Origin of the sequence: Levilactobacillus fuyuanensis (assembly GCF_003946395.1) — a bacterium.
Taxonomy (GTDB): domain Bacteria; phylum Bacillota; class Bacilli; order Lactobacillales; family Lactobacillaceae; genus Levilactobacillus; species Levilactobacillus fuyuanensis.
Genome location: NZ_RHNZ01000012.1, coordinates 15079 through 28463 on the forward strand (window position 1 = coordinate 15079; position 13385 = coordinate 28463).

The window sequence follows — 13385 nt, forward strand, 5'->3', positions numbered from 1 at the left end:
GGCTAACATGACTGATAAACCCATTAACGCTTTAACCGAAGAACAGGCCGCAGCCGAAGCGGCCGAATTGCGTCCCCAATTGGTAACGTGGGGGAAACAATACTACGATGCGGATGCACCAGCCGTAGAGGACGACGTCTATGACCGCGTCTATGCACGCCTAGTTGCATTGGAGACGGCCTTTCCCAATATTGTGACGCCGGAGTCACCCACACAGCGGGTCGGTGGGACAACGCGGGGAGATTTACCCAAGGTCACACACGAGATTCCAATGCTTTCATTGGGCGACGTCTTCTCACTAGAGGAGTTGGGTGAATTTGATGATCGGCTTCGTGCCAACGTTGAAGAGGACTTTGACTATAACTGTGAATTAAAAATCGATGGCTTGGCTATTTCTTTACGCTATGAGAACGGGGAGTTCGTTCAGGGTTCCACGCGAGGCAACGGTCAGATTGGCGAGGACATTACGGCCAATTTAAAGACAATCAAGTCAATTCCACAAACGTTGAGCCGCCCGTTGACCATTGACGTGCGGGGCGAATGCTACATGCCCAAGGCGGCCTTCTTGGCGTTAAATGAACGGCGAGAAGCCGCTGGTAAGGCGCCATTTGCCAATCCACGGAATGCCGCGGCTGGTTCCTTACGACAATTGGACGTTCAAGTGACGGCGGATCGCCAGCTCGCAACGTTTATGTATAACATTGCTGACTACGAACCGCTCAATACGCGAACGCAGAGTGGCTTGCTGGATGAACTGGCTGAATTGGGCTTCACGACTAATCCTAGCTATCAGGTGGCGCACAACATGTCTGAGGTCGGTGCCTATATTGACCGCTATCAGGAACAACGTAGCGACCTGCCGTACGGTATCGATGGAATCGTCATCAAGGCGAACTCATTGCCTCTGCAACGGTCATTAGGTGCCACGGTCAAGGTGCCCCGGTGGGCGATTGCTTACAAATTTCCACCCGAGGAAGTTCAGACGGAAATCTTGGATATCGAATGGACCGTGGGCCGGACGGGCATCGTCACGCCAACTGCCGTGATGACCCCAGTCGCATTGGCTGGGAGCACGGTCGCTCGGGCCTCCCTGCACAATCCGGATTATTTGGAGGCTAAGGATATTCGGATTGGTGATACGGTATTATTGCACAAAGCGGGGGATATCATCCCCGAGATCTCGCAATTCGTCGCGGCTAAACGTCCAGCAGATGCCGAACCTTACCCAATTCCAACGCACTGCCCTTCCTGTGGGGCGGAGCTGGTTCACTTGGATGAGGAAGTTGCCTTGCGTTGTATCAATCCTAACTGTCCAGCGCAGTTAGCCGAGGGGATGAATCACTTTGCCTCCCGGAATGCGATGAACATTGCCGGCTTGGGTCCGCAGATTGTGGCCCAGTTATTTGACCGGAAATTAGTCAGCAACGTGGCCAGTTTATACCGGTTGACTGCCGACCAATTATTAACTTTAGATAAATTTGGGGAGAAGTCAGCCCAAAACCTCTTGACAGCAATCGATAATAGTCGCAATAATTCATTAGAACGTTTGCTATTTGGCTTGGGCATTCGTCACGTTGGCGCCAAGGCTGCCCGTTCCATTGCGGCAGAATTTGGTGATCTCGACAGCTTGATGGCTGCCGATAGCGAGACGATTGCGGCCATCGATACCATTGGTGGCATCATCGCCGATAGCGTGGTGACGTACTTTAGCAGTGATCAGGTCCAAGACTTGATGCGTGAGCTTGCGGATCTTGGCGTTAATCTGACCTATACCAGTGGCGCGGGAACGCCCGTTGATACTGAGGGTCAGTTCGCTGGGCAACGCGTGGTTCTGACGGGGAAGCTTCAAGAGCTGACCCGACCAGAGGCCACAGCATGGTTAGAACAGCACGGTGCCACGGTAACTGGGTCCGTTTCGAAGAAGACAGACCTGTTGATTGCTGGTGAGGCGGCTGGTAGCAAGCTCACTAAGGCTCAGAGCCTAAACGTTCCCGTTTGGAATGAAGCCCAATTGCAGGCGGCAATGAATGAGAATAAATGATGACCTTTAGGAGGAAACAAGTCGTGAAACGGTTACGAACTTTTATCGCGTTAGCTGCGGTTCCGTTATTTTTGGCTGCGTGTGGTAATTTAGGTAGTTCCAGCATGTCTTCGAGTTCTGGCGGTAGTGGTAAATCTGGGAGCACCCAGTTAACCGGTCAGTCGACGGACGGGGACTATGAAGGTGTCATCAAGAGTGGACACTACCAGACGAGTAAGTCTCGTGGGGTCACGAACAGCCAGGATTCTGGTAACACGTATAACTTGAAGAGCTTTGAAAATGGGATGCTCAGTGTCTCAAAGAAGGTCTTCTCAACGAAGAAGTACGTGTTCCAAGAAGGCCAGTACCTGAGCTCTTCAACCGTCCAGAACTGGTTGGATCGGAAGTCTAAATCTAATCCAGACGGGTTGAATCCTGCTAGCAACGGTTCAACCTCGCCAAGCAAGCGGAATCCCGTCTACATCCAAGCCCTTGAAGAGCAGGATTACATGACGCAAAAGGACAACAAGCTTTCACTGAGCGGCGTGACGATTGGGATTGCCGTAAACTCGGTTGACTACTACAAGAAGACCCAGTATGGGGCAACCTATGAGACGAAGATCAGCAAGGCTGCTGGCGAGGCGTATGCCAAGAAGGCAGCCGACACGGTGCTTCAGCGTCTGCGGAAGAAGTCCGCGTTGAAGAACGTGCCGATTGTGATCGCCGTTTACCGGCAAGCCTCTAACGATAGCTTGGTCGGTGGAACCTTCATGGCGTACTCGAATAATAAGGCCGGCGCAACCAGTGTAAAGAGCTGGACACCGCTTGGTGAAAAGAACTACGTCTTCCCAGTTGAGAGTGGTTCAAGCAGTCCTAACAGTAACGACGAGAGTTCCTTTACGAACTTTAAGACGCAGGTCGAGAACTTCTTCCCGAACCTGAGTGGGGTGACAGCCCAAGCGCGTTACGACGGTAAGAACTTACAGGGGATGCACGTCAACATCACCATCCAGTTCTACAGTCAAACGGAAATCATCAGCTTTACGCAGTATCTCCAAACGGCGGCTCAGAAGTATCTGCCATCCGGGGTGCCGATTGACATTACGGTTTCCTCGACCGATGGGACGCAGAGCTTCCTGTCTCGTGCGAGTGGTGCAAAGAAGTTTACCAGTCACGTCTTTAACAGTTACTAAAATAAATGAATTTTAAACAAAGTTGCGGAGTCCTTTCGTCGTTTTGACGAGGGGCACCGCGACTTTTGTCTTATCTGCGCCATATTATTTCACATGATAATGATTTGGTGGGCGGATAGTGGCATGACTCACTTGTACCAGAAAGTGATAAGTTAGGCGCAAATGTGTTGTTATCGGGCGGACTAACTGTTATTATGGGCATTCGGCGGTAGCCACATCCCGGAGAAAAGTTCAAGACAACTTTTTTCGAGTTGAAAGCCAGCCGCATTCTAGTCCGGTTACCTCGGAATCTAAATGAGGTCACAGAAAAACAACCATTTTCTTGTCAGAATCTTTGGTGTACTGCGGATATATGGTAGAATATTAATGTATGTTTATCTTCAAGTAAGTTGGGGATAAACGGTGAATGCGGATAAATTAGAAAGAGGGATATTGATGGCTAATCGAATTAATCGAGACCAAGTTCAACACGTTGCCAGTTTGGCAAAACTTGAATTTACGGATGCCCAGTTGGATGCTTTCACGCCCCAACTTGATGACATTATTGGCCTTTTTGAAACGCTCAGCGAAGTTGATACTGACGGCGTTGAAGCAACGAACAATGTATCTGATCAATTAAACGTTATGCGTGAAGATGTCGCCGATAACTGGGGGCAGAGCCAAGCACTGCTTAAGAACGCACCAGATGCCGCTCGCGGCTTCATTAAAGTGCCGGCCATCATTGACGAAAGCGAGGATAACTAACAGATGAATTACTTTAAACAAGATCTCGCCAGTCTCCACGCCGACTTGGTCGCTAAGAAGCTTAGTGCTAAGGAATTGACGCAGGCAACCTTCGACAACATCAAGGCAACTGACCCAAAGATCGACGCCTTCTTAGCTTTAAACGAAGACGCTGCACTGGATCAAGCTGCTAAGGTCGATGCTGCTGGCATCAAGGAAGACCAGCCTTTAGCTGGGATTCCCGTTGCCATCAAGGACAACATCGTCACCAAGGACTTAACGACGACGGCTGCTTCCAAGATTTTAACCAACTTTAATCCAATCTACGACGCTACGGTCACGACCAAGTTAGCCGATGCGCAAATGATCACGGTTGGGAAGACCAACATGGATGAATTTGCCATGGGTGGTTCGACTGAAACGTCTGCCTTCAAGCAAACGAAGAACGCTTGGGACCAAACCAAGGTTCCCGGTGGGTCTTCTGGTGGTTCCGCAGCCGCTGTGGCCTCTGGTCAAGTGGTTGCTGCCTTAGGAACCGATACCGGTGGTTCCATTCGGCAACCTGCCGCATTTAACGGTGTGGTTGGGATGAAGCCAACGTACGGTCGGGTTTCCCGTTGGGGTCTGATTGCCTTTGGTTCTAGTCTGGACCAAATCGGGCCATTGACGCGTGGTGTTAAGGATAACGCCACGATTTTAAGCACGATTGCTGGGCATGACGAACATGACCTGACGAGTTCAACCCAGGCAGTTCCTGATTTTGCCAAGGACTTAAACGACGCAACTAGCGTCAAGGGCTTGCGTATTGGTTTGCCTAAGGAATTCTTAGCCGAAGGGGTCGACGAAGACGTGAAGAACGCCATCTTGGCTGCCGCTGACACTTACCGCAAGTTAGGTGCCACGGTCGACGAAGTTTCCTTACCACACAACAAGTACGGGGTCGCTGCTTACTACATCATCGCTTCATCCGAAGCCTCATCTAACCTGCAACGGTTCGATGGGATTCGTTACGGGTACCGGGCACAGGACGTTAAGAACTTGGAAGACGTCTACGTGAAGTCCCGTTCCGAAGGTTTTGGCGACGAAGTTAAGCGTCGGATCATGTTAGGGACCTTCTCTCTGTCCGCTGGATTCTATGACGCCTACTTCTTAAAGGCTGCCAAGGTCCGGACGGTCATCATTAATGACTTTAAAGCGGTCTTGAAAGACCACGACTTCATCATGGGACCCGTTGCACCAACGCCTGCATTTGATTTGGGCGCTGAGATCAAGGATCCAATCACGATGTACATGAACGATATCCTGACGATTCCAGTCAACTTGGCTGGGTTACCAGGACTCTCACTACCTGCTGGCTTTAGCAACAACTTGCCAGTCGGGATGCAATTGATTGGCCGGCCATTCGATGAAAGCACGCTGTACAAAGCAGGGTACGCCTTCGAGCAAAGCACGGACTTTCATTTGCAAGTACCAACGTTAGGAGGTCAAAACTAATGAACTTTGAAACTACGATTGGACTAGAAGTCCACATTGAGTTAAAGACAAATTCAAAGATCTTTAGCCCATCCCCCGTTGCTTACGGTGCTGACCCTAACGCCAACACCAACGTCATTGATTTTGGTTATCCTGGTGTTCTACCAACGACTAACAAGGGCGTCGTTGCCGACGGAATCATTGCGGCTTTGGCCTTACATGCGACCGTTGAACAACACACGCACTTTGACCGGAAGAACTACTTCTATCCTGATAATCCTAAAGCTTACCAGATTACCCAATCCGACAAGCCTATCGGTCATGACGGTTGGGTCGAAGTTGACGTTGATGGCGTGAAGAAGAAGATCGGTATTTCTGAAATGCATATTGAAGAAGATGCCGGGAAGAACACCCATGAACGTGACTATTCTTACGTCGATTTGAACCGGCAAGGGACGCCGTTGATTGAAATCGTTTCTAAGCCAGATATCGCTTCACCTGCTGAAGCTTACGCCTACTTGGAAGCACTGCGTCAACGTATCCAATTTACCGGGATCTCCGACGTGAAGATGGAAGAAGGGTCCATGCGGGTCGACGTCAACATTTCCGTTCGGCCTGTCGGTCAAGAAAAGTTCGGGACCAAGACTGAGCTGAAAAACTTGAACTCCTTTAACTACGTGCAACGTGGGTTGGAGTACGAAGAAAAGCGGCAACAACAAGTCTTGATGTCTGGCGGCGCGGTTCAACAAGAAACGCGGCGGTTTGACGAAAAGACCGGTGAAACCATTCTGATGCGGGTCAAGGCCGGCGCTGATGATTACCGGTACTTCCCAGAACCCGACTTGCCAGCACTGAACATCAGTGATGACTGGATCAAGGAACTCGGCGATGCCATGCCAGAAATGCCAACTAAGCGGCGTGAACGTTACGTTAACGAGCTTGGCTTAACGGATTATGACGCCATGGTTATCACCCAGACCAAGGAAATGTCTGACTTCTTCGATGCGACGGTTGCGTTGAAGGCAGATCCTAAGATGGCCGCTAACTACCTGCAAGGGGACGTTAACGCCTACCTGAACGACAACCACGTTGATTTACAAGCCACGAAGCTGAAACCAGCTAACCTGGCTGGCATGATCAACCTGATTTCTGACGGGACGATTTCTAGCAAGATGGCCAAGAAGGTCTTCAAGGCAATTACCAATGGTGAAGAACCTAAGGCATTCGTTGAGAAGAACGGCCTGGTACAATTGTCAGATCCTGCTAGGTTACAGCCAATCGTCGACGATGTTTTGCAGTCAAATCCACAATCCATCGAAGACTTTAACAACGGTAAGAAACGGGCCGTTGGGTTCTTAGTTGGTCAAATCATGAAGCAAACGCACGGGCAAGCTAACCCGCAAGTCGTTAACAAATTGTTGATGGCAGCATTACAGCAATAGAGCAATGGAGGCACATCATGCGTAAACGGGCACGGGTCATTTATAATCCAACTTCAGGGCGTGAAGCACTGAAAAAAGACCTGATTGATATTCTAGCGGTGTTTGAACAGGCGGGGTACGAAACGAGTGCCTTTGCCACCACAGCCGATCCTAACTCGGCACAAAACGAAGCGACCAGAGTGGCGAAAGCTGGCTTTGAGTTGATCGTGGCTGCCGGGGGCGATGGGACGATCAATCAAGTTGTCAACGGGATTGCTGGATTGCCGCATCGTCCTAAAATGGCCATTATTCCTGCCGGTACCACGAATGATTATGCCCGGGCGCTTCACATCCCGCGCGAAGATCCGTTGGCGGCAGCGAAGGTTGTCCTGAAGGATCAGACCATCAAGATGGATATCGGTCAGGCGGGTGAGACTTACTTTATCAACATCGCCGGTGGGGGACTACTAACGGAGCTGACTTACGACGTCCCATCTAACTTGAAGTCCATCTTCGGCTATCTGGCATACCTGTTGAAGGGTGCCGAGCTCTTGCCACGGATCAAGCCCATTGATATGGACTTGACCTATGACGGTGGTCATTTCCGCGGTAAGGCGTCCATGTTTCTCTTGGCACTGACCAATTCCATCGGGGGTTTCGAGCAGATTGTGCCCGATGCCGCGTTGGATGATGGGAAGTTCACCATGATCATCGTCAAGACGGCCAGCATGCCGGAAATTCTCCGGTTGATGGGCTTAGTCTTGAACGGGGGGAAGCACATCAACGACCCCCACATCATTTACAAGAAGACCAGCAAGGTGATCGCCAAGCCGGTCGAGGATCGAATGATGATCAACTTGGATGGCGAGTATGGTGGCGATGCCCCAATGAAGTTCCGAAACCTCGGTCAACACATTGAGATGTACGCCAACCTAGACGCTATCCCAGATTCGGCGGTTACTAGTGAATCACCGGAAGTTCTGGAAGCAGAACAGCGCTTCGTCAAGCAGGTCGAAAGCCTGCCCGAAGGCGAACGTCAAACGGAAGATTAAGATACTGAAGGGATTTTGCACGAACATTTAGTGGCAAAGTCCCTTTCTCATTAAGGAGTACACATGAAAACTAAAGCACCAGTAGCAAAGAATGAACGCCTCGACGTCACGATCGCCGACCTGACTTATCAGGGGATGGGTGTGGCTAAGGTGGACGATTTCCCATTGTTCATCGAAAATGCCTTACCTGGCGAAGAACTGACGATTCAGGTCACTAAAGTTCAAAGCCATTATGGTTTTGCCCGGGCAATCGCCTGGAAGTCCGAATCACCAGACCGGGTGACGGACGTTGACAAGACGTACCGCCAAACTGGGATTGCCCCTCTGCAACACTTGGCTTACCCAGCCCAATTGAAGTTCAAGCAACACCAGATTGCTGAATTATTTAGCAAGGACCACCAAGATGTTGAGGTTGCCCCAACGTTGGGGATGGAAAATCCTACCCAATACCGGAACAAGGCGCAAGTCCCTGTTCGGATGATCAAGGGTCAACTGGAGACCGGTTTCTACCGGCAACACAGCCATGACTTGATCCCCTTGACGGACTTCTACATTCAAGATCCAGCCATTGACGCTGCCATTGTCAAGGTGCGCGACATTCTCCGTCAATTTGAGATTCCAGCCTACAATGAAATCAGTGACAAGGGTGTTATCCGCAACATCATGGTTCGGCGTGGTTATTACAGTCATGAAATGATGATTGTGCTGATCAGCCGGACGCAGAAGATGCCAAGTCAGGCCCAATTGGTCGATCAGATTCACCAGGCCTTACCAGAGGTCACCAGCATCGTCCTGAACGTTAACGCCAAGAAGACGAATGTCATCATGGGTAACGTGACGCGGACGCTGTACGGCAAGCCTACTATCGAGGATAGCCTGTTAGGGTTGACCTTCGCCATTTCGGCCCGGTCATTCTACCAAGTGAACCCGCAACAGACCGAAAAGCTGTACCAAATGGCCATCGACAAGGCTGGTCTGACCGGTGAAGAAACTGTGATCGATGCCTACTGTGGGATCGGGACGATTTCACTGGCCTTGGCTAAGCATGCCAAGCAAGTCTACGGGGTCGATGTGGTCTCCGAAGCCATTGAAGATGCTAAGGTCAACGCTCAGAAGAACCATTTGAGCAACGTGACTTTCGAAATCAACAAGGCCGAATTCCAAATGGCCAAGTGGCAAGAAGATGGTATCAAGCCCGACGTTGTCGTGGTCGATCCACCACGCAAGGGCCTGGCAGAAAGCCTGATTGATTCCACCGCTAAGATGGGACCTAAGAAGGTCGTTTACGTTAGCTGTAACCCAGCAACGTTGGTCCGTGACGTGGCCCGGTTCCAAGAACTCGGCTACGAAATTGACGGCCCAATCCAACCCGTCGATCAATTCCCACAGACACCACACGTGGAAAGTGTTACGGTTTTAGTGAAAAAGTAGTTTTTTAACATAATGAAGACCTCAGTGAGCGATTGCTGAGGCCTTTTTTTCGCAAAAATTAGGTCGGAGAATACTGAAACTTGCTCAAAGTGGGTCCAAAAACAGTCTTTTTTTGAATATACCTCAGCTTACCAAAGGTACATAGCCGATACGAGATTGGCCATTTTTTGCACACGTGACACTGTAATGAAAGCTTGCTTCCAACACGTAAAGCGGTTTACCAGAAAGCATTTTCAACCTGTGCACCGTAACACAATTAACGGGGTTGCTGAACAGAATTTCAAGATTTTACTTTACAAACGTGCAGGAATCCGTTATGCTAATTGTGATAAATGAAAGGGGTTTCATATTATGACATTAACGACTGCACAATTAGCAAAATACATTGATCACACTAACTTAAAGGCCGATGCCACCGAGGCTAGCATCAAGCAAACCTGTGACGAAGCCAAGCAATTTGATACAGCTTCCGTCTGTGTTAACTCCTACTGGATTCCGTTCGTTGCTGAGCAATTGAAGGACAGCGACGTCAATCCTATCGCCGTTGTTGGTTTCCCACTAGGGGCCATGGCAACCGATAGTGAAGTTTTCGAAGCAAACAAAGCAATCGATGATGGTGCCGAAGAAATCGATATGGTTATCAACGTCGGTGAATTAAAAGCCGGTAACAATGATAAGGTTGGCAAGGACATTCTCGCCTTGGCCGAAGCCGTTCACGCCAAGGGTAAGCTGCTCAAAGTTATCTTGGAAACTTGCCTATTGAACAACGAAGAAATCATTCGCGCATGCAAGTTGAGTGAACAAGCTGGTGCCGACTTCGTTAAGACCTCTACTGGGTTCTCAACCGCAGGTGCCAAGCTCGAAGACGTTAAATTAATGCGTGAAACTGTGGGTGACCGTTTAGGCGTTAAGGCTTCCGGTGGGATTCACAGCAAGGACGAAGCCTTAGCTATGATCGATGCTGGTGCTAGTCGTTTAGGTGTCAGCGCAACCGTTGCTATTTTGACTGGTGAAGCTACTGGGACGAAGTCAGGTTACTAAAATAAGTTTGTGAAAGTGGGGATACGGATATGAAGTTTAAACGCATTTTCGGTTTAGTTATGGATTCTGTTGGAACGGGGGCCGCACCGGACTCTGCGAAGTACGGTGACGCCGGGGCCGATACTCTGGGTCACGTTGGTCACTACTACGCGGGTAAGCTAGCCTTACCGAACCTGGCTAAATTGGGGATATCCAATCTCCGGGATACACCAATCGAGGGTGTTCCCGCAGTCGATGCGCCACACGCTTATTACGGTAAAATGCAAGAAATCTCTGCCGGTAAGGATTCCATGGATGGCCACTGGGAAATGATGGGTCTGCCCGTTCGTAAGGCCCTCGACACGTTCCCTAACGGCTTTCCTGCTGACATCATCAAGAAATTGGAAACGTTTTCTGGTCGCAAAGTCATCGGTAACCGTCCCGAATCTGGCACCAAGATTATTGCTGAATTAGGGGAACAACAGATGGCTAAGGGCGATCTGATCGTCTACACATCTGGTGATTCCGTCTTGCAGATTGCAGCGCACGAAGAAGTCATTCCATTGGATGAACTCTACAAAATCTGTGAATACGCCCGTTCATTGGTTAATGGTCCAGAATACCTGATTGGCCGGATCATTGCCCGGCCTTACGTTGGACCAGATGCCGATCACTTTACGCGGACGGCTAACCGGCGTGACTTCACGCTGGAACCAACCGGTGAGACCGACATGGATCGCCTGCAAGCCGCTGGCATTCACGTGGTCGGTGTTGGGAAGATCAACGACATCTTCTCCGGTCATGGAATTGACGAAGGCTACCATAACGAAAGTAATATGGACGGGATGGACCACGTGGATCACGTCATGCAAGAAGACTTTACCGGCTTCTGCTTCACGAACCTGGTGGACTTCGATGCCATGTACGGTCACCGCCGGAACCCTAAGGGCTTTGGTCAAGCCTTGATGGACTTTGACCAACGGCTCGGCACGGTGATGGCGAACATGAATGACGATGACCTGTTGATGATCACCGCCGACCATGGGAATGACCCAACCTACACTGGGACGGACCACACCCGTGAATTTGTCCCATTACTGGCTTACTCCCCAGGCTTTAAGCAGGGTGGAAGCTTAGGTATCCGGTCACCGTTCTCAGACTTTGGGGCAACTGTGTTGGATAACTTTGGCGTGGCTGGCAACAACGAAGGCCACAGTTTCTTAGCTGACTTGAAGTAGCGCAACCGAGGAGGAAAACCATCATGAGTAACCATTTGGAAGCAAAAATGGGCGACATCGCCGATACTGTCTTAATGCCTGGTGATCCATTACGGGCGAAGTACATTGCCGAAACGTTCTTAGAAAATCCAGTCTGCTACAACAAGGTCCGGAATGCCTTCGGGTACACCGGAACTTACAAGGGTCACCGGATTTCCGTTCAAGGAACTGGGATGGGGATTCCGTCCATTTCCATTTACGCTCACGAATTGATCAATGATTACGGTGCCAAGAAACTCTTCCGGGTCGGCACGGCCGGCGGGATGAGTCCAGACGTTCACGTCCGCGACGTGGTTCTGGCACAGGGGTCAACGACGGATTCCGCCATTATTCACAACGTCTTTGGCGGGGGCATCTACTACGCAACGTTGAGTGACTTTGGGTTGCTGGACGCCGCGTACCACGCCGCCAAGGACATGCAGATTCCGGTTAAGGTTGGGAACATTCTGGCCGAAGACCGTTTCTACAACGATGAAATGGACCGGCAAAAGTTGGTCGACTATGGGGTGATCGCGACCGAAATGGAATCAGCAGCACTGTTCCTGATCGCCGCGAAGTACCACGTCAAGGCCTTATCTGTCCTGACCATCAGTAATCACTTGGTTACCGGTGAATCTACAAGTCCCGAAGAGCGTGAAACGTCCTTCAACGATATGATCAAGGTTGCTTTGGAAGCTGCCATTGCAGAGTAACCCTGAAGTTGGTGGCCGCAGCGCTTTAAGAACCGCTAGCGGCCACCATTTTTAGTCTGGTAACACGTTTAAAAATTACAAGGAGGGCAAGTATATGGCGGAGACGACGGCACAACGACTGGCACAGAGCTTAGCCGTGGCTAAGATGTACTATCAATCGGACCAGAGTCAAAGTCAGATTGCCCACCAGCTCGGCATTTCTCGCCCAACGGTGTCGCGCTTGCTACAGTTTGCCAGAGAGCAGGGTCTAGTCCGGATTCAGATTGTGGACCCGGTCCAGGACGTTCAAACACTGGAGCGCGCACTGACCCAGGCCTATCACGTGGAAGTTCACGTGGTGCCGACCCAGTTAACGGTAGCCAGTGAGCTACTCAACACGGTCGGTCAGTATGCAGCCCACTATCTCGAAGAAATCGTGTCCGAACACGACATCATCGGGATTGGGTGGGGGAAGACCATCTATGCAATTGGTTCGAATCTACAGCCCGATACCTTAACGGGTGTCGAGGTGATCCAACTCAAGGGAAGCGTGAGTTATGCCACGGAGCACACCTACGCGTACGAAAGTATTGACGCCTTTGCCAATGCCTTTCACGCCGTGCCCCAATACTTACCGCTGCCGGTCATCTTTGATCACCAACAAACTAAGGAATTGGTGGAAGCTGAGCGACACATTCAGTACCTGCTCGAGTTGGGGAGAAAAGCCAATATTGCGATTTATTCCGTGGGAACCGTCCGGAACTCTGCGCTGGTCTTTCAACTGGAGTACCTGCAGGAACGGGAAAAGAGTTTCTTGCAGGCCCATGCGGTGGGAGATATCTTCTCTCGCTACATCGACGAAAATGGTGAAGTCGTCGATCGACAGTTGAATCAACGGACAATCGGTATCGACCTCGACAATCTCCGTCAGAAGGAACATTCGATTCTGGTGGCGGCTGGCGATGCCAAGGTACCGGCGGTCAAGGCGGCCCTCAGAGGTGGTTACCCGAATTGCTTGATTATTGATCAACACGCAGCAGCACAACTACTTAAGGTTACCCCGACGGCCTAGCCGTGGTGACCGCATCCAATTAGAAATGGAGT

General features: G+C 50.5%; 11 protein-coding genes. All 11 read left to right on the top strand.

The window, feature by feature from the left end:
- Positions 1 to 7 precede the first annotated feature (7 nt).
- The 11 genes from ligA (at position 8) to EKM73_RS07680 (ending at position 13353) form a co-directional block, all read left to right on the top strand.
- Positions 8 to 2041 (top strand): NAD-dependent DNA ligase LigA, encoded by a 2034-nt coding sequence (gene ligA / locus EKM73_RS07630; RefSeq protein ID WP_125701375.1) that lies wholly within the window; start codon positions 8 to 10, stop codon positions 2039 to 2041.
- Positions 2041 to 3213, top strand: coding sequence for a CamS family sex pheromone protein (locus tag EKM73_RS07635; protein WP_164508894.1), 1173 nt, complete (start codon positions 2041 to 2043; stop codon positions 3211 to 3213). Before ligA ends, EKM73_RS07635 begins: the two co-directional genes overlap by 1 nt.
- 435 nt (positions 3214 to 3648) lie before the next feature.
- A complete protein-coding gene (gene gatC / locus EKM73_RS07640; protein ID WP_125701377.1) occupies positions 3649 to 3957 on the top strand; it encodes an Asp-tRNA(Asn)/Glu-tRNA(Gln) amidotransferase subunit GatC in 309 nt (102 codons plus the stop codon).
- Between the two features lie 3 nt (positions 3958 to 3960).
- Positions 3961 to 5430 carry an Asp-tRNA(Asn)/Glu-tRNA(Gln) amidotransferase subunit GatA gene (gatA, locus tag EKM73_RS07645; protein ID WP_125701378.1) on the top strand — a complete coding sequence of 490 codons (1470 nt, stop codon included), beginning with the start codon at positions 3961 to 3963 and terminating at the stop codon, positions 5428 to 5430.
- Complete coding sequence (gatB, locus tag EKM73_RS07650) at positions 5430 to 6851, top strand: Asp-tRNA(Asn)/Glu-tRNA(Gln) amidotransferase subunit GatB (RefSeq protein WP_125701379.1); 1422 nt, start codon at positions 5430 to 5432, stop codon at positions 6849 to 6851. The genes gatA and gatB overlap by 1 nt, the downstream gene beginning before the upstream one ends.
- A 17-nt stretch (positions 6852 to 6868) precedes the next feature.
- Positions 6869 to 7882, top strand: a complete 1014-nt coding sequence (locus tag EKM73_RS07655) for a diacylglycerol kinase (RefSeq protein ID WP_125701380.1) — start codon at positions 6869 to 6871, stop codon at positions 7880 to 7882.
- Between the two features lie 63 nt (positions 7883 to 7945).
- Entirely contained in the window at positions 7946 to 9313 is a 1368-nt protein-coding gene (gene rlmD, locus EKM73_RS07660; RefSeq protein WP_125701381.1) for a 23S rRNA (uracil(1939)-C(5))-methyltransferase RlmD, read from the top strand.
- A gap of 351 nt (positions 9314 to 9664) precedes the next feature.
- Positions 9665 to 10354 (top strand): deoxyribose-phosphate aldolase, encoded by a 690-nt coding sequence (deoC, locus tag EKM73_RS07665; protein WP_125701382.1) that lies wholly within the window; start codon positions 9665 to 9667, stop codon positions 10352 to 10354.
- Positions 10355 to 10383: 29 nt separating this feature from the next.
- The gene (locus tag EKM73_RS07670) at positions 10384 to 11571 is read left to right on the top strand and encodes a phosphopentomutase (protein ID WP_125701383.1); all 1188 of its coding nucleotides are present in this window, start codon (positions 10384 to 10386) and stop codon (positions 11569 to 11571) included.
- Between the two features lie 23 nt (positions 11572 to 11594).
- The gene (gene deoD / locus EKM73_RS07675) at positions 11595 to 12302 is read left to right on the top strand and encodes a purine-nucleoside phosphorylase (RefSeq protein ID WP_020089551.1); all 708 of its coding nucleotides are present in this window, start codon (positions 11595 to 11597) and stop codon (positions 12300 to 12302) included.
- A gap of 94 nt (positions 12303 to 12396) precedes the next feature.
- The gene (locus EKM73_RS07680) at positions 12397 to 13353 is read left to right on the top strand and encodes a sugar-binding transcriptional regulator (RefSeq protein ID WP_125701384.1); all 957 of its coding nucleotides are present in this window, start codon (positions 12397 to 12399) and stop codon (positions 13351 to 13353) included.
- The last annotated feature ends 32 nt before the right edge of the window (positions 13354 to 13385 follow it).